Annotated in this window: 25 protein-coding genes; 11 read left to right on the top strand and 14 right to left on the bottom strand. The window is 41.5% G+C overall.

Annotation, left to right across the window (positions count from 1 at the left end; all coding sequences use genetic code 11):
• Window positions 1–84: 84 nt before the first annotated feature.
• Window positions 85–708, bottom strand: a complete 624-nt coding sequence (locus AC1PJ9_RS05980) for a TetR/AcrR family transcriptional regulator (protein WP_209045381.1) — start codon at window positions 706–708, stop codon at window positions 85–87.
• 149 nt (window positions 709–857) lie between these two features.
• Between AC1PJ9_RS05980 and AC1PJ9_RS05975 the strand changes: the two genes are divergently transcribed.
• The 4 genes from AC1PJ9_RS05975 to dnaJ all read left to right on the top strand — a co-directional run bounded on the left by AC1PJ9_RS05975 (window position 858) and on the right by dnaJ (window position 6,820).
• Window positions 858–1,964 carry an efflux RND transporter periplasmic adaptor subunit gene (locus AC1PJ9_RS05975; RefSeq protein ID WP_311087306.1) on the top strand — a complete coding sequence of 369 codons (1,107 nt, stop codon included), beginning with the start codon at window positions 858–860 and terminating at the stop codon, window positions 1,962–1,964.
• A complete protein-coding gene (locus tag AC1PJ9_RS05970) occupies window positions 1,961–5,086 on the top strand; it encodes an efflux RND transporter permease subunit (protein WP_263612598.1) in 3,126 nt (1,041 codons plus the stop codon). Before AC1PJ9_RS05975 ends, AC1PJ9_RS05970 begins: the two co-directional genes overlap by 4 nt.
• Window positions 5,087–5,225: 139 nt before the next feature.
• Window positions 5,226–5,603: a hypothetical protein gene (locus AC1PJ9_RS05965; RefSeq protein WP_002053984.1), complete on the top strand. Its 378-nt coding sequence runs from the start codon at window positions 5,226–5,228 to the stop codon at window positions 5,601–5,603.
• A gap of 104 nt (window positions 5,604–5,707) precedes the next feature.
• Window positions 5,708–6,820: a molecular chaperone DnaJ gene (gene dnaJ, locus AC1PJ9_RS05960; RefSeq protein WP_263612597.1), complete on the top strand. Its 1,113-nt coding sequence runs from the start codon at window positions 5,708–5,710 to the stop codon at window positions 6,818–6,820.
• 114 nt (window positions 6,821–6,934) lie between these two features.
• On the opposite strand, the gene AC1PJ9_RS05955 is transcribed toward dnaJ, so the two are convergent.
• Window positions 6,935–7,300 (bottom strand): hypothetical protein, encoded by a 366-nt coding sequence (locus AC1PJ9_RS05955; protein ID WP_263612596.1) that lies wholly within the window; start codon window positions 7,298–7,300, stop codon window positions 6,935–6,937.
• A gap of 184 nt (window positions 7,301–7,484) precedes the next feature.
• On the opposite strand from AC1PJ9_RS05955, the gene dapB reads away from it, so the two are divergent.
• Both dapB and AC1PJ9_RS05945 read left to right on the top strand, forming a co-directional pair.
• Window positions 7,485–8,306, top strand: a complete 822-nt coding sequence (gene dapB, locus AC1PJ9_RS05950; RefSeq protein WP_002053870.1) for a 4-hydroxy-tetrahydrodipicolinate reductase — start codon at window positions 7,485–7,487, stop codon at window positions 8,304–8,306.
• Window positions 8,307–8,357: 51 nt separating this feature from the next.
• Window positions 8,358–9,011 carry an START domain-containing protein gene (locus AC1PJ9_RS05945; RefSeq protein WP_263612595.1) on the top strand — a complete coding sequence of 218 codons (654 nt, stop codon included), beginning with the start codon at window positions 8,358–8,360 and terminating at the stop codon, window positions 9,009–9,011.
• A 41-nt stretch (window positions 9,012–9,052) separates the two neighbouring features.
• On the opposite strand, the gene AC1PJ9_RS05940 is transcribed toward AC1PJ9_RS05945, so the two are convergent.
• Together AC1PJ9_RS05940 and dkgB are read right to left on the bottom strand one after the other, a co-directional pair.
• A complete protein-coding gene (locus tag AC1PJ9_RS05940) occupies window positions 9,053–10,243 on the bottom strand; it encodes an MFS transporter (RefSeq protein WP_263614900.1) in 1,191 nt (396 codons plus the stop codon).
• A 4-nt stretch (window positions 10,244–10,247) separates the two neighbouring features.
• On the bottom strand, window positions 10,248–11,051 hold the full coding sequence (dkgB, locus tag AC1PJ9_RS05935) for a 2,5-didehydrogluconate reductase DkgB (protein WP_263614899.1): 804 nt from the start codon (window positions 11,049–11,051) through the stop codon (window positions 10,248–10,250).
• Between the two features lie 120 nt (window positions 11,052–11,171).
• On the opposite strand from dkgB, the gene AC1PJ9_RS05930 reads away from it, so the two are divergent.
• Window positions 11,172–12,074 (top strand): LysR family transcriptional regulator, encoded by a 903-nt coding sequence (locus AC1PJ9_RS05930; RefSeq protein WP_263614898.1) that lies wholly within the window; start codon window positions 11,172–11,174, stop codon window positions 12,072–12,074.
• On the opposite strand, the gene AC1PJ9_RS05925 is transcribed toward AC1PJ9_RS05930, so the two are convergent.
• Window positions 12,058–12,432 (bottom strand): hypothetical protein, encoded by a 375-nt coding sequence (locus tag AC1PJ9_RS05925; protein ID WP_263614897.1) that lies wholly within the window; start codon window positions 12,430–12,432, stop codon window positions 12,058–12,060. The two genes, AC1PJ9_RS05930 and AC1PJ9_RS05925, sit on opposite strands and share 17 nt — an antisense overlap.
• A 90-nt stretch (window positions 12,433–12,522) precedes the next feature.
• On the opposite strand from AC1PJ9_RS05925, the gene AC1PJ9_RS05920 reads away from it, so the two are divergent.
• Window positions 12,523–13,947: an aminotransferase-like domain-containing protein gene (locus AC1PJ9_RS05920; protein ID WP_263614896.1), complete on the top strand. Its 1,425-nt coding sequence runs from the start codon at window positions 12,523–12,525 to the stop codon at window positions 13,945–13,947.
• Between the two features lie 2 nt (window positions 13,948–13,949).
• On the opposite strand, the gene ahr is transcribed toward AC1PJ9_RS05920, so the two are convergent.
• The 8 genes from ahr to AC1PJ9_RS05880 all read right to left on the bottom strand — a co-directional run bounded on the left by ahr (window position 13,950) and on the right by AC1PJ9_RS05880 (window position 19,237).
• Window positions 13,950–14,978, bottom strand: a complete 1,029-nt coding sequence (ahr, locus tag AC1PJ9_RS05915; RefSeq protein WP_111855314.1) for an NADPH-dependent aldehyde reductase Ahr — start codon at window positions 14,976–14,978, stop codon at window positions 13,950–13,952.
• A 38-nt stretch (window positions 14,979–15,016) separates the two neighbouring features.
• A complete protein-coding gene (locus tag AC1PJ9_RS05910; protein ID WP_263614895.1) occupies window positions 15,017–15,577 on the bottom strand; it encodes a DNA-3-methyladenine glycosylase I in 561 nt (186 codons plus the stop codon).
• Window positions 15,578–15,607: 30 nt separating this feature from the next.
• On the bottom strand, window positions 15,608–15,853 hold the full coding sequence (locus AC1PJ9_RS05905) for a hypothetical protein (RefSeq protein ID WP_001287364.1): 246 nt from the start codon (window positions 15,851–15,853) through the stop codon (window positions 15,608–15,610).
• Window positions 15,854–15,862: 9 nt separating this feature from the next.
• A complete protein-coding gene (locus AC1PJ9_RS05900) occupies window positions 15,863–16,399 on the bottom strand; it encodes a M23 family metallopeptidase (RefSeq protein WP_311087305.1) in 537 nt (178 codons plus the stop codon).
• A gap of 47 nt (window positions 16,400–16,446) precedes the next feature.
• On the bottom strand, window positions 16,447–17,481 hold the full coding sequence (gene mutY, locus AC1PJ9_RS05895) for an A/G-specific adenine glycosylase (RefSeq protein WP_311087304.1): 1,035 nt from the start codon (window positions 17,479–17,481) through the stop codon (window positions 16,447–16,449).
• 139 nt (window positions 17,482–17,620) lie between these two features.
• A complete protein-coding gene (locus AC1PJ9_RS05890) occupies window positions 17,621–17,983 on the bottom strand; it encodes an HIT family protein (protein ID WP_311087303.1) in 363 nt (120 codons plus the stop codon).
• 187 nt (window positions 17,984–18,170) lie between these two features.
• Window positions 18,171–18,908 carry a dienelactone hydrolase family protein gene (locus AC1PJ9_RS05885; protein WP_311087302.1) on the bottom strand — a complete coding sequence of 246 codons (738 nt, stop codon included), beginning with the start codon at window positions 18,906–18,908 and terminating at the stop codon, window positions 18,171–18,173.
• A 170-nt stretch (window positions 18,909–19,078) separates the two neighbouring features.
• Window positions 19,079–19,237: a DUF1328 domain-containing protein gene (locus AC1PJ9_RS05880; protein WP_000490267.1), complete on the bottom strand. Its 159-nt coding sequence runs from the start codon at window positions 19,235–19,237 to the stop codon at window positions 19,079–19,081.
• A gap of 194 nt (window positions 19,238–19,431) precedes the next feature.
• On the opposite strand from AC1PJ9_RS05880, the gene AC1PJ9_RS05875 reads away from it, so the two are divergent.
• The 3 genes from AC1PJ9_RS05875 (at window position 19,432) to AC1PJ9_RS05865 (ending at window position 22,542) form a co-directional block, all read left to right on the top strand.
• Window positions 19,432–19,890, top strand: coding sequence for a YcgN family cysteine cluster protein (locus AC1PJ9_RS05875; RefSeq protein ID WP_311087301.1), 459 nt, complete (start codon window positions 19,432–19,434; stop codon window positions 19,888–19,890).
• 108 nt (window positions 19,891–19,998) lie between these two features.
• Window positions 19,999–21,171, top strand: coding sequence for a PQQ-dependent sugar dehydrogenase (locus tag AC1PJ9_RS05870; protein ID WP_311087300.1), 1,173 nt, complete (start codon window positions 19,999–20,001; stop codon window positions 21,169–21,171).
• Window positions 21,172–21,276: 105 nt separating this feature from the next.
• Window positions 21,277–22,542, top strand: coding sequence for a replication-associated recombination protein A (locus AC1PJ9_RS05865; RefSeq protein WP_311087299.1), 1,266 nt, complete (start codon window positions 21,277–21,279; stop codon window positions 22,540–22,542).
• A 15-nt stretch (window positions 22,543–22,557) separates the two neighbouring features.
• On the opposite strand, the gene AC1PJ9_RS05860 is transcribed toward AC1PJ9_RS05865, so the two are convergent.
• On the bottom strand, window positions 22,558–23,397 hold the full coding sequence (locus AC1PJ9_RS05860; RefSeq protein ID WP_311087298.1) for a formate/nitrite transporter family protein: 840 nt from the start codon (window positions 23,395–23,397) through the stop codon (window positions 22,558–22,560).
• Window positions 23,398–23,690 lie beyond the last annotated feature (293 nt).

The raw sequence follows: 23,690 nt of genomic DNA, 5'->3' as shown, positions 1-23,690 counted from the left end.
GCTTAAAAAATAACATTTAATTCGCTAATGGTGACTTAAAAGATGACATGCACTCAGTGCAACTTTTGGCAATCGGACTTTGGTTTAATTCCGATATTTGAGCAGAAATAGATGAATTGCATCTTGAATGATATGGTCTAACTCTTGCGCATTGGGTACAGCAATAATTCTAAGTAGAACCTTATGGTGACGTACACCAAGCAACAACGTTAAAAGAAGCTCTGTTTGATAAACCGGATCATCGGCCTGAATAAAACCTAGCTCAGCTGCTTTTTGGAAGAACGCAACTAACAGATTTTGAAGTCGGGTATGGGATGCCGTGAAAAATTGTTCAGCTAAAGGGCTTTGTTCTGCTGCGAGCTCAAATAACACATGTTCAAGCTTTAATGCTTCAGGTGAATAAATAATTTGTAAGGCACGTGAACACACCGTATAGAGTGTTTGATAAAAATCTGCCGATGCATCTAATTCAAATGGTTTAGTGCCTAGCGTCTCTTCGCAAGTTTCTGTAATTGCGCAGATAAACAGGTTTGCTTTGTCTTGAAAGTGGTTATAAACCGTGAGTTTAGTAACGCCGGCTTCCTGTGCAATCTGGTTCATGCTGGTACCGTGATAGCCAGATTTTAAAAAAATAGCTTTAGCGGCTTGTAGGATACGAGCACGCTTTTCCAGATCTTTAGGACGACCACTTTGATTAACTGTTTGCACAAAACCCTCTAATAAAAGTTTAAAAAAATAAATATTTATAAGTTTTTCTTTAATTAATGTACCCATGGGTATATTAATTAAAAAATAAACGAACTATGATGCAAACATATTGTGCCTTAAAAAACCAGTTTGAATAAGAGCGATAAGATATGAATCTGTTAAAACCTCTCATCATGAGTATGGTGATTGTTTGCACGGTCACATTAATGGGGTGTAGTAAAGAGGCTCCCAAAACAGAAGAAATACCCTATGTGATGGTGACGCAGCCTTCGACCACACTAAACGAATTAAAAAGCTATGCAGGAGATGTACAGGCTCGACAACAAACAGCCTTGGCATTTCGTGTGGGTGGACAAGTTACAGCTCGCTATGTCGATGTGGGCGACCGAGTTAAAGTTGGACAAGTATTAGCAAAACTCGATGTAGCAGATGCACAGCTACAATTAAATGCTGCCAAAGCTCAATTACAGAATGCACAAGCAGCAGCGAAAACAGCATCAGATGAACTTAAACGTTTTCAACAATTATTACCTGTCAATGCAGTAAGCCGTTCACAATTTGATACGGTTAAAAATCAGTACGACGCGGCACAAGCAGCGTTACAACAAGCCCGCTCTAACTATGAAGTTTCTGCAAACCAAACTGGTTATAACCAACTCGTTTCTAATAAAAACGGGGTAATTACAGCGCGTAATATTGAAATTGGACAAGTCGTTTCAGCAGGACAAGCGGCTTATCAATTGGCGATTGATGGTGAGCGTGAGGTGGTCATCGGCGTACCAGAACAAGCAGTTGCCGAGATTAAAGTTGGCCAAGCGGCATGGATAACTTTGTGGTCTAAACCGAATGAAAAATTTGCCGGATATGTACGTGAAGTTTCTCCAGCGGCTGATCAGTCTCGTACCTTTACGGTGAAAGTAGCACTTAAAGAAGGCCAATCTGCTATTCAGCTTGGACAAAGTGCACGCGTATTTTTTAGCTCGACTCAAACTAATGTCATGAGTGTTCCACTTTCGAGTGTTTCAGCTACAGATAATCAAGCTTATGTATGGGTAGTCAATGCCAACCAAACTTTACGTAAAGTACCTGTAACAGTTGGGGCATATGGCAGAGATAGTGTATCCGTGTTAACTGGTTTAACACCAAATGATTGGGTTGTGATTGGTGGGGTTCATTTGCTACGCGATAAGCAGAAGATTCACCCGATTGACCGTGAAAACCGTGCGGTGAAAATTCAGGGGGCAACGAAGCCATGAAATTCAATCTCTCGGAATGGGCACTGAATAATAAAGGCATTGTCCTTTATTTCATGCTGTTGCTTGGCATTATCGGTGCAATCTCTTATTCAAAACTGTCACAGAGTGAAGATCCGCCTTTTACCTTTAAAGTGATGGTCGTCAAAACCTACTGGCCTGGAGCGACTGCCAAAGAGGTTTCAACGCTGGTGACTGACCGGATTGAAAAGGAGCTGATGACGACAGGGCAGTATGAAAAGATTATGGCCTACTCCCGCCCAGGTGAGTCAATGGTTACTTTCTTTGCCAAGGATTCATTGAAGTCGGCACAGATTCCTGATGTTTGGTACAACGTTCGTAAAAAGGTCAATGACATTCGCACTGAACTCCCAAGCGGTGTACAAGGTCCTTTTTTCAATGATGAGTTCGGTGATACTTTCGGTAATATTTATGTACTGACAGGCAAGGACTTTGACTATGCACTACTCAAAGAATATGCCGATCGTTTGCAATTACAGCTGCAACGCGTCAAGGATGTTAGCAAAGTCGAATTGGTTGGCTTACAAGACCAAAAAATCTGGATTGAGATTTCAAACACCAAAGCAGTTCAGCTCGGTATTCCTCTTTCTGCAATTCAAGAAGCCTTACAAAAGCAAAATAGTATGGCAAGCGCTGGTTTCTTTGAAACCGGTACGGACCGTATTCAAATTCGTGTAAGTGGGCATTTACAAAGCGTTGATGAAATTAAGAAAACGCCGTTACTGGTAGGCAACAAAACCATTCAACTTGGTGATGTCGCTGATGTCTACCGCGGTTTTAGTCAACCAGCTCAGCCACGTATGCGTTTCATGGGTGAAAATGGTATTGGCCTTGCCGTATCAATGCGTAAGGGCGGTGACATTATTGCCTTGGGGAAAAACCTAGAAACCGAATTTGCCCAGCTGCAAAAGACTTTGCCTTTAGGTATGAAACTACAGAAGGTATCGGACCAACCTGTAGCAGTACAACGCAGTATTCATGAGTTTGTGAAGGTACTCGCTGAAGCAGTCATTATTGTTTTGTTAGTGAGCTTTTTCTCTTTAGGTTTCCGTACAGGTTTAGTGGTCGCTTTTTCCATTCCTTTGGTTTTAGCAATGACTTTTGCCGGCATGAATATATTCGATGTCGGGCTACATAAGATTTCTCTGGGCGCTCTGATTTTAGCTTTAGGCTTGTTGGTCGATGACGCGATTATTGCAGTCGAGATGATGGCCATTAAGATGGAGCAGGGCTATAGTCGAATTAAGGCCGCCGGATTTGCGTGGAAAACCACAGCATTTCCAATGCTGACAGGGACACTCATTACGGCAGCGGGCTTTTTACCTATTGCTACTGCACAGTCTAGTACAGGTGAATACACGCGTTCAATCTTTCAGGTAGTGACCATTGCCTTATTGGTGTCTTGGGTTGCCGCAGTTTTATTTGTGCCTTATTTGGGTGAAAAACTACTGCCTGATTTTACCAAGACTGGGCATCAAGCACCTTGGTATGTTCGTTTATGGGCAAGATTAACGAAAAAACCGCAACCACAAACTATCGAGATTTCACAGGACCACCATTACGATCCTTATCAATCTAGTTTCTATTTACGTTTTAGGAAAATGGTCGAGTTTTGCGTGACCTATCGTAAAACTGTAATTGCGACAACAGTTGGGATATTCGTACTCTCTGTGCTGATGTTTAAAATGGTTCCTCAGCAGTTTTTCCCGCCTTCAAACCGTACCGAGATTTTAGTCGATTTAAAACTTGAAGAAGGCGCTTCGTTAACCGCTACAGAACAAGCGGTGAAAAAGGTTGAACAGTTCCTGTCTAAACAAAAAGGTATTGATAACTATGTGGCCTATGTGGGTACAGGTTCACCGCGTTTTTATTTACCGTTAGACCAGCAATTACCACAAGCTAGCTTTGCACAGTTTGTGGTTTTAGCCACTTCACTTGATGACCGTGATGAAATTCGTCGCTCGCTAGAAACTCAAATTAAACAGCTGCTTCCACAAGTTCGTACTCGTGTGTCATTACTGGAAAATGGTCCACCTGTGGGTTATCCGTTGCAATATCGCGTGTCAGGTGAAGATCTCAATCTGGTACGTAAAGAGGCGCAGCAGGTTGCTAAGGTCATTAGTGAAAACCCGAATACCACCAATGTGCATTTAGACTGGGGTGAGCCGAGTAAGATTATTGCAATTCAAATTGATCAAGACCGTGCTCGACAAATGGGTGTGTCTAGTGTGGATTTGGCGAATTTCCTGAATGCTTCAATTACAGGCAGTGCAATTGAACAGTATCGTGAAAAGCGTGAACTGATTGAGATCCGCTTACGTGGTGATCAAGCTGAGCGTGTTGAAGTAGCTTCACTGGCAAGTTTAGCGGTACCAACAGCCAATGGAACAACTGTACCTTTAGCCCAGATTGCGAAAATTGAATATAAGTTTGAAGATGGCCTGATCTGGCATCGTAACCGTTTACCAACGATTACTGTGCGTGCAGATATTCGTACCAAATTGCAGCCAGCGACTGTTGTGGGCGAGTTAGCTAAATCAATGGACAAGTTACGCGCTGAGCTACCAAGTGGTTACCTCGTTGAAGTCGGGGGAACTGTAGAAGAGTCAGCACGTGGGCAAAGTTCGGTCAATGCTGGTATGCCACTGTTCTTGGCAGTGGTCATGACATTACTCATGATTCAGCTGAAGAGTTTATCGAGAGCAACGATTGTGTTCTTGACCGCACCATTAGGTTTAATTGGGGTAGTTCTATTCTTACTTTTATTCAATAAGCCATTTGGTTTTGTGGCCATGCTAGGAACCATTGCCTTGTCCGGCATGATTATGCGTAACTCGCTTATTTTGATTGATCAGATCGAACAAGATCGGCAAGCAGGGCATCCAACGTGGGAAGCGATTATTGACGCAACGGTACGCCGTTTCCGTCCAATTATTCTGACGGCCTTGGCAGCAGTGCTAGCGATGATTCCACTTTCGCGAAGTATTTTCTTCGGTCCAATGGCCGTTGCAATTATGGGCGGACTGATTGTAGCGACCATGCTGACATTGTTTTTCCTACCTGCATTGTATGCTGCGTGGTTTAAGGTGAAAAAAACAGCATAAAATACATAAATTTTTTGTGAATAAAGGTGCGAAATATTGAAAAGTCCAATATAGTAGCACCTGTCTTTACACAAAAAATACAGGATTATTTCACTGCATAAAAAATAGGCAAAGTGCAGTGAATTGAGGTGAAATACAGATGGGGCAAGACCATATCGAACAGCATCGCCGTTATATTGTAATTTCTTATGCGTTCATGTTTCTTGCATTGTTTACGGTTATTTTTGCGGCCTTTGCTTATCTGGTCGCTCGTAAAGTAGCTGTTGTGGATGATGCGGAAGTTTGGATTCATGCTCATGCGCTCTGGATTATGCGCAATGGTATTCTATTCCTCTTCATGTCAGTTTTTGCTGTTGTTTGGTTTATTCCTCTCTTCTTTTTTGCATGGAACAGCAACCTTTGGGTAACGGCATCAACAGTTGCTGGTGTGGTTTTTAGCGCTATTGCTTGGTTATTTTTATTAAATGCATGGTTAAAAGGCTTGTCTAAATATTTAAAAAATAAGGCAGTTTTTTAATATATCTGTTTTTTGAAAGTTTTCCCCTTGTAAATTCGGCTAAAGCCCCCCATTTAGTCGGCAATAGAGTATTGATAAAATTTCCGTGAGGAGCACCGCCAAACATGGCTAAACGTGATTATTATGAGGTTTTAGGCGTTTCAAAAACCGCAAGTGATGATGAGATCAAAAAAGCCTATCGTAAATTGGCGATGAAATATCATCCTGACAGAAACCCTGACAATGCCGAAGCAGAAGAAAAGTTTAAAGAAGCTTCCGAAGCTTATGAGATTTTATCGGACAGCGAAAAGCGCAGCATGTATGACCGTATGGGACATAATGCATTTGAAGGCGGCTTTGGTGGCGCTGGTGGTGGCTTTGGTGGTTTCAGTGCAGAAGATATTTTCAGCCAGTTCGGTGATATCTTTGGTGGAGCGTTTGGTGGCGGCGGACGTCAGCAACGCCAACGTCGCGGTTCAGACTTACGCTATGTCATGGAACTTACCCTTGAGGAAGCTGTAAAAGGGGTTAAGAAAACAATTACCTTTACTGCTCCGGCACCATGTGATGTGTGTGATGGTAAAGGCTCTCAAAATCCAAAAGATGTAGAAACCTGTAAAACTTGTCATGGTTCAGGACAAGTACGTATGCAGCAAGGTTTCTTCTCTGTACAACAAACTTGTGGCACGTGTCGTGGCCAAGGCAAAATTATTAAAAACCCATGCCATGCATGTCATGGTTCAGGTGTAGCTGATCGCCAGCAAACATTGGAAGTTACTATTCCAGCGGGTGTAGATAATGGCGACCGCGTTCGTTTAAGTGGTAAAGGCGAAGCGATCCGTGATGGTCAAGCTGGTGACTTGTACGTTGAAGTGGTTGTTCGTGAACACGAAATTTTCCAACGTGATGGCGCCGATTTATATATGGACGTACCAGTAAGCATTGCTGATGCTGCACTTGGTAAAGAAATTGAAATCCCGACTTTGGAAGGCCGCGTTAGTTTGAAGATCCCTGAGGGAACTCAAACAGGTAAATTATTCCGTTTACGTGGTAAGGGTGTTCGCCCTGTACGTAGCAGCATGGTGGGTGATTTACTTTGCCGTATCGTGGTAGAGACACCAGTTAATTTAACGTCTCGTCAACGCGAGTTACTCAAAGAATTACAAGCATCTTTCGATGGCGAAGACAGTGCTTCTTCACCAAAGAAAAAATCATTCTTTGATCGTTTATTCGATTAATGCTTGATTAGATCGTAAATTAAAAAGAAGGCGGATATTGATTAAATATCCGCCTTTTTATTGCGCTGATTCATCTTATTATTTTTATTCTGCTTAAAAGAAAATAACTACCGATTACTCTGTTGGGTGAGCGACATCAATATCGTCAACACTTACAATAAGTTCGCTTGATGCAACTGGAGCTACTACAGCCTCAACAGTAGCTTGAGTAACTGGTTTTACAGCTACTTTTACTGTTTCTACTTCTGCGGTTTTTTCTTCAATGATCGGGTCGATATCTTCAACTTTAACTTCAGCAGTGGTATTGCTTGCTACGCTTGTTTGAGGTGTAGGTGTTGCTGCTTGAGTATTTACGTTCGTGGTAATGCGTGCTTTAGATAAGCTTTCTAATGTGTCCCCAGGTTGGATTGCAGGCTCTGCAAATGCTACTGAACTCATCATCCCCATAACGGCTATTAAGCCCATAATTTTCGAATGCATGCTGAACTCCTTATAGTCATCTTTTTTTCATTCGTGGGTCCGTAGTGTGCAGATCAATTCTTTAACTTTTGTGAAAACTGATTAAATTTCGGTTCATCTTAAAAAATATTTTTTACTTTTTATTGTGAGCAAAGAGTTTTGATATAGTAAGCCAATTACGTAAAACACAAGATTGGGAAGGATTATGTCAGCAGCTCCACGCATTGGTATTTTGGGTGCAGGCGGCCGTATGGGTCGTATACTTATTCAGGCAGTTCAACAAGCAGGTTATCAATTGGGAGCCGCTGTTGTACGCCCAGAAAGTACTTTAATCGGTGCTGATGCTGGTGAACTTGCAGGAATTGGTTCAATTGGAGTGAAGCTTACTGGAAGCTTGGCGGAGGTTCTTAAAGACTGTGACGTTGTAATTGACTTTTCGACTCCTGCTGCAACATCTGAGCATCTAAAGCTATGTCGTGAAGCTGGGGTAGCTATCGTGATCGGGACAACGGGAATGTCCGATGAACAAAAAGCTGAGCTTGATGAAACGGCAAAACATATACCTGTTGTATATGCTGCAAACTATTCTGTTGGCGTAAATGTATCAATCAAGTTACTTGAGCTTGCAGCAAAAGTATTTGGCGATACAGTAGATATTGAAGTGATTGAGGCTCACCACCGTCATAAAGTAGATGCGCCGTCAGGTACAGCATTAATGATGGGTGAAGCGATTGCTGATACTTTAGGCCGTAACCTAAAAGAAGTTGCTGTTTATGGTCGTGAAGGGCATACCGGTCCACGTGATCGTCAAACGATTGGTTTTGAAACCATCCGTGGTGGCGATATTGTAGGTGAACATACTGTCATGTTTATTGGTGAGGGTGAGCGTGTTGAAGTCACTCACAAAGCCACGAACCGTATGAACTTTGCTGCTGGTGCAGTACGAGCTGCTGCATGGGTTGTAGGTCGTGAAGCGCACAAATACGACATGAAAGATGTTTTAGGATTGAACGACGTACAGGTGTAAACCATCTGTATACGTCGCATATGTGGCGAGAAAAACAAGATAGAGCAGAACATGAATAAAAAACAAATTGCTTTGACCACTCTTCTTTGCTTAAGCAGCCTCTATGCAGGGGCTGCCTCTACAGACAAGGCGAAACTTAGCCTTGACCGTAATCATATTAAAGTGTGGACCTATCAAAAGGCTGATAACCCAGTCTTTCAATACAAAGCTGAAACAACCTTTGATGTACCTATTGAACGTGCTGTTGCGGTGATTTTAGATGTAAATCGCGCAGCGCAATGGGTGCCTTATATGGGTAAAGTTGAAATGCTGTCTCAGGATGAGAAAAAGGGTGAATTTACGTTATATATGGTTTTAGATTTTCCTTTTCCCCTAAAAGACCGCGATGTTGTGGTGAAAGGAAAAATGAGTAAAGCCGCTAATGGCGTTATTACGATTAAGAACACAGCAATTAATAGTAATTATCCGATTCAACCTGATGTGGTTCGTTTAACTCGTTATGAAGGTGAATGGACATTCCAGAAACTAGCGAATAACAAAGTTAAAGTAACCACCAGTGGCTACGCTGACCCAGCCGGTTCAATTCCTTTAAGCTTTGTAAATATGTTTGTTCAGCAGCAACCGTATCAAATGCTGCTTAAAATGAAGCGGGAAGTAATGAACCCGATTTATGAGCAACCTAAATTGCCCGATATTTTAAAATAATAAGCAATAAAAAAAGCGCCTGATTTCAGGCGCTTTTTTTATTAATCTGAACATTGCTGTAAAGTTCGAGCTGGGCTACTTTCATGTTTGATTTGGAATAAAACCAGTAACAAACCTAACCCCGCCAGTAATGCACCAGCAAATGATACTGCGCTATAACCCCAACCTAAATCGAGCACTAACGCACCTGCTGCTGCACCGACTGCGTTACCTAGGTTAAACGCACCGATATTTACTGAAGAGGCAAGCCCTGGTGCTTCATGAGCAACTGACATTACACGCATTTGTAATGGCGGTACTAAAGCAAAGGTTGCGGCACCCCAGATCACTAAGGCAATCGCTGCTCCAATCTGGCTTTGTGCAAGGATTGGGAAAGTCACCATCATTACAATCAACAGAACCAAGAAACCAATCAGAGTTTTGTTGATAGACAAGTCTGCAAAGCGACCACCTAAATGGTTACCAATTGAGAAACCGACACCAATCAACACCAACATAAAAGTAATGAAGGTAGGTGAAGCATGAGTAAACTCAGTCAAACTTGGCGCGATATAGGTATAAAGCGTAAACATTGCACCTGCACCGAGTACGGTGGTAAGTAATGCAAGTACCACAGGGCCACGTGTTAATACTTTCAACTCAGCTTTCACATTTGGTTTTTGGGCAACCATACCTTGCGGTAATGCTTTCCATAAAGCGAGCATGGTAATCACACCAAGCAAGGAAATCGCAAGGAACGACATACGCCAGCCAATATTTTGCCCAACCCATGTTGCCAAAGGTACACCACCAATATTGGCAATGGTTAAACCCATAAACATGGTTGCCACAGCACTGGCTTGTTTGTGCGCGGGTACAATACTCGCTGCTACAACAGAGCCAATCCCGAAGAAGGCACCATGGTTAAGGCTTGTGATGAGACGTGCACCTAATAAGCTCATATAGCTTGGTGAAAACGCTGCGATTAGGTTACCCACCGTAAAGATTGCCATCAGAAAAATCAGTGCATTACGTCTAGCAAAACCACCAAACCACAGGGTCATGAATGGGGCACCTAGCATGACGCCAAGTGCATAGCCCGTAATTAGCATTCCGGCTGTTGGAATTGAAATACCTAAATCATGAGCGATATTCGGAAGTAATCCCATTGGAGAGAATTCCGTGGTGCCAATGGCAAAGGCACCAATTGCCAATGCCAGTAACGAGAACGCCGTATTTGATTGAGTGTTCATGAGTTTAGTCCCAAACTGGTGCCCATGGCTCTGGGCTAACTTCACGACTGTTACGGTCAAGTTCAGCAATCATTTGCATTTCAGCTGAAGTTAACTCGATATCCTGTGCTTTTAAATTACTAATCAGGTTTTCCCGTTTAGTCGAAGATGGAATAACTGCAAAACCAAGTTGCAATGCCCATGCCAATGCAATTTGTGCTGTCGTTGCTTTATGGGCTGCTGCAATTTCAGCTAAAACAGGGTCTTGAAGCACTTTGCCGTACGCAAGCGTCATATATGAGGTAACATCAATCTTCTTCTCTTGTAAGAAATTTACAAGTTTATGGTTTTGAAGATAAGGACTTAGTTCAATCTGGTTTGTTGCAATATGCTCTACACCAATTGTGTCAATTGCTTGTTGAGTAAGTGCAATATTGAAGTTTGAAATACCAATTTGTTTAGTTAAGCCCTGCTGTTTTGCTTCAAGTAAAAGCTGCATGATTTCAGGAATCGAAACGCCTAAATCCGGTGCTGGCCAGTGAATCAAAGTTAAATCGACATGGTCAGTACGAAGCTTTTCTAAGCTCTCTTTTAAGCTTGGAATAAACTTATCTTGAGCAAAATTATCTACCCAGATTTTTGTAGTTAAAAACAAGTCCTGACGTGATACACCGCTTTCAGCAATCGCTTGACCAATCGCTGCTTCATTATCATAAATTTGAGCAGTATCAATGACACGGTAACCTACGTCTAAAGCAGTTTTAACAGAATCAATGACTGCTTGTTCTTTAAGACGGAAAGTACCTAGACCAAAACGTGGAATATTCATGTGTTTACCTAAATTTGAATAATCATTTAACTTGAGGTGCATTTTGCTTTTTTTATTGTTGCGAAAAAATAGATGAATAAGCAAAATATCTTTGATGATTAGTCAATAATAGAATAAGCCATGAAATCAACAATTGAAGAACTGGTTGCCTTTATCACAATTGTTGATACAGGCTCCTTTGTAGCCGCAGCAGAACATTTAAAACAGACACCTTCAGGAATAAGCCGCTCTTTGACACGTTTGGAAGCAAAGTTAGGTGTGACCTTGTTAGAGCGAACAACACGTAAGTTAAAACTCACCCAAGAAGGGCAGCAGTTTCTGATAAAGGCTCGTAAAATTTTAAATGAGCTGAATGCTGCTGAAGAAGAGTTACAAAAGTCTGATCAGGGTACTGCGGGACTGATTCGTATTGATTCGGCAACGCCATTTGTCTTACATGTCATTGCACCACTAATGCATAAGTTTCGTGAGTGCTATCCCGACATTGAAATCGAAATAAATAGTAATGATCAGGTGATTGATCTATTACAACATAAGACCGATGTGGCATTTCGATTTGGGGAACTCAATGATTCGAGTCTTCATGCCAAGTTAGTGTGCAAGAGTCGTTTATATATTGTGGCAAGTCCAGAGTATTTAGCGATTAAGGGGACACCGACACAACCTGAACAACTTGAACATCATGATTTAATTGGTTTTACCAGACCTGACTATATTAATAGCTGGCCAATTAAAGTTGGTAATGAATATTTTTTCGCACAAGCAAACATTAAAGCTTCAAGTGGTGAGACTGTACGCCAGCTCACAATTAGAGGACATGGTATTGCACGGCTATCTGAATTTGAAATTTGGAAAGATATTCAAGAAGGGCGATTGATTGCGTTATTTGAAGATCAAATAGAACATCAATATCAAAGCATCCATGCTGTGTATTATCAACAAGAGCATCTACCAAAACGAATCCGTTTATTTATTGAGTTTTTGGCAGATCAATTAAAAGATGGTTTTAAAACCTGTCTCTAAACCTACCGTAAGCATCACTTGGAAAATGAACTTCTAAAATTGGAGTCGTTTGTCCTTGTGATGAATGTTGAGATAAGAAATAGCTTTGTTGTTGTTCTCGGCAACTAAAATATAATTTTGAATAGACCGAATTCACCATGACAACTTCGTTTGAGCTATTACGTTTATATTCATAATGAGAAATCGTATAGGTCTCATTATCAGTGCGCTGTTCTAATTTATAGTCCTGTTGGTTGGTCATTTTTAAATAACCTTCTATGAGGCTTTGGCAAACCGTGTGTCTGTGCTGCTCATTTTTGGGCTGTGGTTGGCAACCCGCTAAAACAATAGTAAATAATAATATAGCTTTTAATTTCATGGCTTTACTACTCTTTGAGTTGATTTCCATAGCCTAAAGGTGTTCTATAAACCAGTACAGATACAGAAATTTTTAAAAAAGCAGCACAGAATGACTTTTCAATATCAGGTTCTTGCCAATCAATTAGCACATCGTATTTATCAAGATGAGCTTAAACCTCATCAGAAGCTTATTTCTTTACGAGATTTCGCTCGTCAGCACAGCATTAGCTTAAGTACGGCAAAAAGTTGCTATGAATTGCTTGAGGCGAGGGGACTTATTTATGTAAAGCCGAAGTCGGGTTACTTTGTGGTTGCTCGTACCCAATCTAGTCCTATTCCGGATAGCCCGGATTTTTTATCTTTGCCTCGACATGTCTCAAATCTGGAGTTGCATAACCAGATTCAGGAAGCTGCTTTACAAAGTCATCTTGTACCGTTGGGTTCGATTCAGTTAACGCCGCACTTTATTCCGATAGAGGGTTTACGTCGTTCTATTCAACGTGCTTTAAAAAATTGTCAGCCACAAGACTTTCTTTATTGTAATAAACAAGGGCACGAGCAATTAAGAAAAGCACTTTCTGATCATTGGCGTGAAGATGGTATTTATATCGCGCCGGAAGATATTTTTATTACCAATGGCTGTATGCCTGCTTTGTCTTTAGTGATTCAGAAGCTCACTGAAGTGGGCGATAGTATTCTTATTCCTACACCTACCTATAATGGTCATTTACAGTTATTAGCAAGTTTAAAACGACAGATTGTTGAGATTCCTGCCGATCATCGTGGCATTGATCTTGAGCGTTTAGAGTCCTTAATGCAGCAAGGTTTGGCTAAAGTTTGCTTAATGACTGCGAACTACCAGAACCCTTTAGGATATTGTTTTAGCAATACAGAGAAAAAGAAGATTGCTGAATTAGCTGCAAAGTATCAATGTTTTATTATTGAAGACGATATTTTTGGTGAATGTGGCTACAGTAGTGAGCGACTATTGCCTATTCGATATTGGGATCGCGAAGGGTATGTGGTTTGGTGTGGTTCAGTTTCTAAGTCTTTGTCGAGTGCGTATCGGGTAGGGTGGTTTTGTTTAACTACAAAGTTAGAAAATTTAAAGCTTGAGCTGCTAGTAAGTAATATCGGGGTGAATACACCACTACAATTAGGCCTAGCTGATTTTATTTATAGTCGTGCTTACAGAGAGCATTTAGAACAGTTAAGACCAAATTTAATGCGACAAGTTGAAGAATACCGTAGCTGTATTTTAAAAGCCTTTGAAGGCATTCCAATCGCATTGAGCCAGCCCGAAGGTGGCTATGCATTATGGATACAGTTGCCTAAAAGTGTAGATAGCTTGGCGCTCTATTACACTGCACAAGCTCAAGGAATTACCGTGGTACCAGGCCATGTTTTTGGTGAGGATGAACGCTATCGGCACTTCATTCGTTTAAATGCAGGGCATGAGTTAACAGCAGATGTCCGCCAAGCAATTAAAGACTTGGCGAACTGGTCACGACAACAGATGAAAGGGTTGAGTTAGTTTTATTCTGCGAAGTCTGCTTTAAGCACAATACGGTAGCGTGCTTGACCTGAGTGTAGACGTTCAATTGCTTCATTAAGCTGTGACATTGGAAACAGCTCAATTTGAGGCGCAATTTTTTTGCGTGCAGCAAACTTCAAAAGTTGACGTAGTGCAGCAGGTGAGCCTGTAGGTGAGCCAGTTACTGATTTAGCACCGCTAATAAGTGAACCTACAGAAACAGGAACAGGTTCTAGGGTGAGACCCAAGAAGTGCAAAGAACCATTGGGTGCTAGCGTAGAAATGAAAGCACGCCAGTTTAGCGTCACGTTTACTGTGCTGAGCAATAAATCAAATTTCCCTTTTTGTGCTGTTACCGCGTCTGTATCGCGGCTATTCACGACATGATCTGCTCCCATTGCTTTAAGTTCTTCAGTTTTATCTGGATTAGAACTAAAAGCAGTAATTTCACAGCCCCAAGCTTTAAGGAGCTTAATGGCGATATGACCTAAACCGCCAATACCAATCACACCGACATGATGTGTTGCTTGAATTTTATGTTTAAGCAACGGGTCAAAAACGGTAATTCCGCCACAAAGTAAAGGACCAGCACTTTCAGCGTCTAAATCGTCAGGGAGGGGAATAGCCCACTGCCAACCTGCACGGACTTTATCGGCAAAACCACCAGCATGCCCCACGATTGTTGCAACACTTCCGCCTGTACAAAGTACTTGCTGACCACCAATACATTCATCACAGGCTTGGCAACTTTCAGCAGTCCAGCCAATGCCGACACGTTGCCCGATTTGTAGACCTTTGGCTTCTGAACCTAAAGCAACAATTCGTCCAATAATTTCATGACCCGCAACCACAGGGTAGACGGTCGAACGCCATTCATTGTTTAAAACAGAAATATCAGAATGACATAAACCACAGTATTCAACTTTTACCTCAACCTGATGCGGCTGTAATTCACCTGCATCAAATTGGTAAGGAACCAGTTTTTCACCTGCCTGCATTGCAGCATAAGCCTGAATCGTATTATTGCTCATCGGAAACTCCTTAAGCGGCTTTGAACCGTTCTGGTGGGTTATGAAGCTTTAAATTGACAATCGTTTTCATGATCATCGACCATACCTACTGCTTGCATAAAAGCATAACAGGTGGTTGGGCCGACAAATTTGAAACCATTCTTTTTAAGCGTTTTAGAAAGTTTTACGCTCAGTTCAGTTTGAGCAGGGGCCTTACGATAATCTACAACATCATTATGTTGAGGAACTGCATCTACAAACTGCCAAAGCCATGTAGGGACATCACCGACTTGTGCTTTGAGCGCTTGCCAAGCAATCGCATTGTCACGAATGGCTTTAAGTTTACCTAAGTGACGAATTAAACCTGCATCTGATAATTTTAGTTCTAAAAAATCATCAGTGAATGAAGCAATTTCTGCAATCGGATGATTAAAGAAATGCTGACGGTAGCTTTCTCTTTTTTTTAGTACGGTAATCCAAGATAAACCAGCTTGCTGACCTTCGAGGCAAAGCATTTCAAATAAACGTGCTTCGTCGTGTTCGGGTTTACCCCATTCTTCATCATGGTAAGCAATATAGAGTGGATCATCGGAACACCATCCGCAGCGTTGAGTTTTCATGATGATGCTCCTTATATTTATCTTGGAATTTTAAAGTTTAAATAGCACCCATTCATTTGGGCGAGTATCCCAATAATACAGTTCGGCTTGAGTTAAGTCTTCAAACTTTAGCCAAAAATCTTTGCCAACTTTATCTGAAAAACCGGTACTGATCAGTAGGGCATCATCGCTGATTTCCATGATCCAGCCTTGATAGCTATTGCCATTTAAAATGATCTTTTGCTGGTTGCCAGATTCGGCAAACTCTACTAAGCGATTGATCAGCGCTTCCGACATAAAATGTTCCTAGCGTAAATATGAATAAGGGTTAACAGCACCACGTCCTTTACCATTTAGATAAAGACCATAGTGGAGATGAGGTGAAGTATAACGTGCATTGCCCGTATTGCCGACATAGCCAATTAAATCGCCTTTTTTGACATAGTCACCAACACTTAAGCCACGCTTGTGACCATCAAGATGAGCATAATAATGCCATGTTCCCGCTGGGCCTAAAATCCAGATGACTTTGCCACCCAAGTTGTTATTACGAAGATCGGCAACTAGTCCTTCGGTTGTGCTATACACTTTGGTTCCACGTGGAGCCAAAATATCAATGCCTTCGTGGCTACGGCCCTGACTCCGAGCAGCTCCCCACGTGTCTTTTAGTTCGTCTCGATCGACACCTTTTACCGGAACTGGAAGTCGATTTGGAAGCTGCATACTCTCGAGCTTACTAATTTGAGCGGCTGACAGTGGTGTAGGTTTTTTAGGTGCGCTGGCACAGGCAGCCAATAGAATAATAAGAAAGCCAAGTGAGAAATGAGAAACAAAACGTCGCACAAAATACTCCCTGTCATAGTTATATCAAAATTATTTTGACCACTATGTCATGAACGGCTTGTCGAGATCAATTTTTTCATAGCAGTTGGTACACCTTTGGCAATGGCCTGTTCTGGACTCAGCCATTGGCCTTCAAGTTCAATCGCCAGATGTTCTTTTTGATCAGGTTCCACGTGGAACACATGAGCATTAAGTAACCATGTAAAGTGAGTGAAGCTATGGCTGATCTGAAAAGTTTGAGCTTGAGGCTGTAGTTTAAATTGCTGGCTTATGTTCAGTCGTTCATGTTCATTTTCTAAAATAGGTAAACAGAATAAACCACCCCATAGGCCATGAGCTGGGCGTTGTTGCCAGAACCACTCATCTTCACACTGAATAATAAGAACATCTGCTGTTTTTACAGGAGGTGTTTTTTTCGGTTTTTTAAAAGGTAATTCTTGTTCTAAACCTTGCTGGTAAGCCTGACAATGAGCTTGCATTGGACAATATAAACAAAGAGGCTTTTTAGGCGTACAGATGGTTGCGCCCAAGTCCATAATCGCTTGCGTGTAGTCATGGTTGCGATGTGTCGGGCAAAGCTCTTCAGCGAGTTTCCACATTTCACGTTCATGTTGTGGTTTGCTTAAGTCATCTTCAATAGCAAAGAAGCGAGCTAAAACACGTTTCACGTTGCCATCCATAATCACGCCGTACTGACGTAAACCTAAAGACATGAGCGCGCCGGCGGTCGAGCGACCAATGCCAGGTAGTGCAATCCATTCTTCTAGGGTTTCAGGAAATTTACCTTGCTGTGCTACAAGACCAGCGGCTTTATGCAAATTGCGGGCACGAGCGTAATAGCCAAGACCTGCCCAATAAGGGGCGACTTCATCCCAAGTTGCATGACCTAAAGCGTCTACCGTTGGAAAGCGCTCCATAAAGCGGTCAAAATATTGCAGAACTGTTTTTACCTGAGTCTGCTGTAGCATAATTTCAGAAACCCAAACTTTGTATGGATCATCTGCGACTTGCCAAGGCAAATCATGACGACCATGTTGATCGAACCAGTTTAAGAGGGCATCAGAAAAAGAAAATTCAGGCATGAACAGCTATAGAAGAAAAGTAAGGGCTAAATTATAGCTGAAATTGGGGAGAAGTTTTGTTTAAAGCAAGCAATCAGAACGAGCCTGTTCAAACAGAGACTACTTTAAAACGAGTAGTCTCTGTCCAGCATAAAAAGGATTAATCCGCTTTTACGCCCCAACGTTGATCAAGTTTCAACGGTTGGTTTTTATAGTAAGGAATGACATGAATGTGGAAGTGGTCGGAAGTCTGGCCAAATACTTCACCATCATTAAAGCCAATATGGAAACCAGCTGGTTGATGACGAAGCTGTGTTTCATGACGGGCAATTTCAAGAAGTGTCAGTAAGCTTTCATGTTCTTTAGAGGTAATGTCAAAAAACGAGCTTACATGGCGTAGTGGCGTTACAACACAATGGCCTTTAGACAACGGATTTGGGTCAGGTAAAATTACAGCAAATTCATTCTTATCAATGATGTCATATTCATCAAAATTGCAATACGGACATTTCTTGTCAGTCATTGTTGTATCCTCTCATGTTATTCCATTAAACCCCGAGTGCGGGAAATAAGACTAGGCTTTGCTCTAGCTCAACGGGAGTATATTTATTGAAGTATGGTTTAAAAAATACAGGAAAAATATTGCAAAGTCATAAAGATTTAAGGGAGCAAATGCGAAAAAAGAACCATTTGCTCCAAATTTGCTTCTTTTATTTTAAAGTACGTTCTAATAAAGCGTACATTTTAGCAAGGCCTTGTTTTTCCGCTTCGCTGTTGTAGCCAAGGTCGACACCATTCGCTTTAGCTCTTTCATCTGCAAGCGGGTTACTAAAGCCATGTTTAGCATCCTTTAAAACCACTACTTCATGTTTAACCTCAGCAGCTTGCATCTCTTTTTCAAAATTAGCAACATCTTCTAAGGTGACCATGCTGTCTAGTTCACCATGTAGAACTAAAACTTCACCTTGAATGTTGCCTTTTTGAGCAGGAGCCTTAGGTGTTAATGTGCCATGGAATGTCGCAATTGCTTTGAGAGGAGCACCTGAGCGAGCTAGATCGAGTACTACTTTGCCACCATAGCAAAACCCTACCGCTGCAAGTTTTTCACTATTCACTTCTGGTTGAGCAGCTAAAGTTTGAAGCCCTGCATTAGCGCGGTCAGTCACCGTGTCTAACTCTTCAAATGTCTGCATCATCCATTCGTAAGCTTGAGCTGCAGTCGTAGTCACTTTTTTATCGCCATACATATCGATTGCAAGCGCAGCATAACCGTGTTCAGCAAGTTCACGCGCACGTTGTTCAGTGTATTCGTTACGACCCCACCACTCAGGACCAATAATGACACCAGCTACAGGGCTTTCACTCTCTGGAGCTGCAAAGTAACCAATTAAATGGCTGCCATCTGGTGCAGTATATTGAATTTCACGGGTTTTAATTGCTGTACTCATGACATTAATCCTGAAATTTAACTTGATTTAAATACGCTTGATTAAAGCATAAAAAATAAAAGTCATATGAATAACTATGTAAAAATCTACATCAAAAGAAAAACATAGAAATAATCAGCCAATAAAAAAGAAGGAACGAGTTCCTTCTTTTTGATATGGTCATAATTAAATTAGGTTCGGCCTCGCGAAATAAAACCAATAACAGCGAGAATTACAGCGATCACTAATAAAATCACGGCAAAGTCTTTAGATAACCCTGCAACACCACCAAACCCTAATAGACTGGCAATGAGTGCAATCACTGCAAAAATTATTGCCCAACGGAACATATGCTGTCCTCCTTATTTTTCATTGTCTTTTTACTATATAGCGTGTTTTTTGCACGAAATGTGTCGTTTATGTGGTTGAAATGTATATTAAACAATCATTTTGTGATGCCAAAAATACGGCTTATTTTCTTAAGCCCAGTGTAGTTCAATGCTATAATCTCACTTTGCTTTATCTATATAGCTGTTAAAAACTTATGTCTACTGAGACCTCACTTCGTCCAATGTTTTGGAAAAATTACACGCTAGAGCAGCTGACACAGGCTGAGTGGGAAGCTTTGTGTGATGGGTGTGGTTTATGCTGTTTGGTTAAGCTAGAAGACGAAGATACCCATGAAGTTGCTTACACCAAGGTAGCGTGTAAGTTACTCGATTGCAGCACAGGACGTTGCTCGGATTATTCAAACCGTCAGCAGCAAGTACCTGACTGTTTGCAACTGACGCCAGAAAGCTTAAAAAACATTCACTGGTTACCATCGAGCTGTGCTTATAAACGTTTGAATGAAGGCAAGAATTTACCTTCTTGGCACTATTTAAATACGGGTACGAGACAAAGCGTCGTTAAGGCGAAAAAGTCGGTTGCAGGACGTTGTATTCCTGAAACTGATGTACATGAAGATGATTTAGAAGATTATGTAGTGCGTTGGGTGCGTTAATACGCTCCCGATGGGCATTTTAATTACAGCGTATAATAAAGTAACACTTTTATCGTAAATTTTTTAATGATCTCCGTTATATAAAAATAAAAGCAAAAGGAGATAAAAATGATGAGACGACTAGCAGCCCCCTTGTTATGCAGTAGCTTCTTATTGTTAATGGCCTGTGGCTCCAATAATACTAATTCAAAAAATCCTGAACAAAATACAACTGCAAAAACAGAGCAATCCAGTGTTGCCAAACAAACTTATCAGATAGAGGCAGTTGCACATTTTAATGAACCTTGGGCGATTACGAGCTTGCCGGACCAACGTTTACTCGTCACTGAACGACAAGGCAAATTAAAAATTTTTAATCCCCAAAATAGACAAGTGCTAGATGTTCAGGGTGTTCCAGCGGTGAACTATGGCGGACAGGGTGGTTTAGGGGATGTTGCTCTACACTCAGACTTTGCCAAAAATCACTGGATATATCTCAGTTATGCAGCCAAAGGGCAAGGCGGATCTGGTGCAGTGATTTCACATGCAAAATTAGATTTATCTAACCCCAATCAACCAAAACTCACCGATATAAAGCAAATTTGGCAGCAAGTACCTAAAGTCTCAGGGCAAGGCCATTATGGGCATCGTATGCTTTTTGACGCAGATGGTAAGCTTTGGGTGAGTTCAGGTGAGCGCCAAAAGTTTGACCCTGCTCAAAACATGAAAAGTAACTTGGGTAAAATTCTGCGTTTAAATGATGACGGTTCAGCCGCCGTAGGTAACCCTTTTTATCAGCAAGGCGGCGTCACTGCGGAAATATGGTCACTGGGACACCGTAATCCCTTAGGTATGGCTTTTGATCGCCAAGGACAGCTCTGGGTGGTTGAGATGGGGCCTAAAGGTGGCGATGAGCTTAATATTATTACCAAAGGTGAAAATTATGGTTATCCAATTGTCTCAAATGGAGATCATTATTCCGGTCAGCCTATTCCAGATCATCACACGCACCCAGAGTTTAAAGCGCCAGAAATTGACTGGACTCCTGTAATCTCACCGTCGAGCTTAATTATTTATCGCGGACAACAATTTCCCGCATGGCAAAATAAAGCTTTAATTGGCGGGTTATCTTCAGAAGCAATTGTTGTTGTAGATTTAGAGCATAAGCCCGTAAAAGAAGTGCAGAGATTAGAAATGAAGCAACGTATTCGTGGGTTACATGAAGCACAAGACGGTTCAATTTGGGTAATTGAAGACGGTCCAAAAGCCCGTCTATTGAAGCTGAGTAAGAAACTCGTTTAAGGCCTCGAGTTAGCCTATAAATAAAGGATGTGTCTCATAGATTCAAATTGTAGATTTCTGTGAGACACAATAGACTATAGTGAAAAGACGATAAAGCTATTTGAGATGTCAGACACCCATATTCCACTTCCTGAACGCCTGCGCCCGAGAGATTTGTCTGAAATTATTGGGCAAGATCATTTGTTAGGTGAACACGCACCACTGCGTCAAATGATTGATCAGGGGCATTTACCTTCTATTATTTTTTGGGGACCGCCAGGCGTTGGTAAAACAACAATTGCTTTGCTTTTGGCGCAAGCAATAGACCGCCCATTTGTGAGTTTGTCTGCTCTGAACACGGGCGTAAAAGAATTACGTGAAGTGATTGCAGAAAGTGGGGATTTACTGACACCTGTAGTTTTTATTGATGAAATCCATCGCTTTAATAAATCACAGCAAGATGCACTACTAGGGGCTGTAGAAAAAGGAAAAATTACCTTAATAGGTGCGACCACAGAAAACCCGTCTTTTGAAGTCAATAGTGCACTTTTATCACGTTGTCAGGTCTATACCTTAAACAGTTTAGACAGCGAAGCAATTCAGACGTTACTCAACAATGCTCTCCAAGCCGATAAATTCTTAAAAGAACGCTACATTCACATTGAAGAGTACGATGCTCTTTTACAGTTTGCGGCAGGTGATGCCCGTAAAGCACTTAATTTACTAGACTTAATTGCAAGTACATTTGAGCCAGAAGTTGAAAATACCATTACCAATGCTGTGGTGGTAAAAGTTGCCCAGCAAAACATTGCACGTTATGACAAATCGGGTGAGCAGCATTACGACCTCGTTTCTGCATTTATTAAATCGATTCGTGGTAGTGATCCAGATGCAGCTCTGTACTGGATGGCTCGTATGCTTAAAGGAGGAGAAGATCCAGTTTTTATTGCAAGACGCATGTTGATTGCAGCCTCAGAAGACATTGGAAACTCGAATCCAAATGCGCTTTTGCTTGCAGGTGAATGTTTCCGCTCTGTTCAAGCAGTGGGTATGCCTGAAGGTCGAATTATTTTGGGCCAAACCGCGGTTTATTTAGCAACAAGTGCAAAAAGTAATAGTACTTATTTAGCAATTAACAAAGCATTGGAACTTGCCGATAAAACGGCAAATTTACCAGTGCCTTTACACTTGAGAAATGCACCAACCAAGCTGATGAAACAGCAAGGCTATGGCATCAATTATCTCTATCCTCATGATTACCCAGAGCATTTTGTGTTGCAAGACTATTTGCCACCTGAGTTGAAGGGAACCAAACTCTACGAGTCCGCGAGAAATAAGCGTGAGGTTGAAGGCGAACGCTTACAGCAACGCAGATGGCAGCAGGAACAATAGTTTTATTGAGTCCTGCTATTGTTCCAATTCCTCAGTAACCTGACCATAAATCAGGAGGGTAAACACGCCTGTACCACCAATAATATTTCCAATAGTCGTTGGAATCAGGAAATTAAAAATATATTCACTAATAGAGGCATCTCCTTGCCAAACTAGATAAGAAATTTCGGTAGAACCTACTACTACATGGGTAAAGTCACCGAGTCCTATCAAATATGTCATGAAAAAGATGAGTAGGAATTTATTGCTAACTGAAGGCAGCATCCAGACTAGTGCAGCAATTAACAGCCCTGACATAATACCTTTCAGCAAGTTTTCGGTCGCAGAAAAAGACGCAACATGATGTGCTAGCTCGTCTAGTGCCTTGTCAATATCGGGTGTAAACAGGTGAGTAGTTAAGAAAAATAAACTCGATAAAGCTGTTCCAATGAGGTTGCATAAAATCACAATTCCCCATAATCGGCCTACAGCTTGTAATTTTTCGAGAGTAAAGGGCTTGAATAGAGGTACAACTGTGGTGATGGTATTTTCGGTAAAGAGTTGCATATGGCCCAAAATAGCGATCAGGAACCCAATGGTATAACCAACATTGGTGATTAAATCGGTCCAGACAGCATCAGCTGGAAGATAAGAAGCGATAATCGCCTTAAACACAAAAGAAAAACTGATGACTAGACCTGCCGCAATTCCTGAAAAGACCAGTGCAGCCGTTGGCCGATCCAGCTCTTCAGCACCATCACGGCGGATAATTTCATAGACTAAACGGGGTGACAGTTTTTCATGTTCTTCAACTGCCATTTTTTCACGCCAGCTTAAGGTTTGCTCGACCTTTTTTTCCTCTATTTCATGGTCCATCCTGCCTACTCCTCATAGAATAAATATTTTCTACTTATTATTTTTGTTTATTGTTAAGGCAGCATTCAGAATAAATCTAGTTGATTCATAACAGCTTTATGTATCTTTTTATAAATTGAAAGATACGACGCTAAGCAAAATACTATGCGAATAAAAGCAATTAACCAGATAGGACAGCTAAATATAAGAAGAGGTCGATAAAACTTTGGATGACAAGACGAATTGCCGCCTGAGTCAAAGGGGAGCAATTATGATGAAGAAGTCAGAAATCAGTATAGGGTTGACGCTAAAGA

It is taken from the genome of Acinetobacter sp. 70_2 (assembly GCF_056736115.1).
This window is presented reverse-complemented; position numbering and strand designations above follow the sequence as displayed.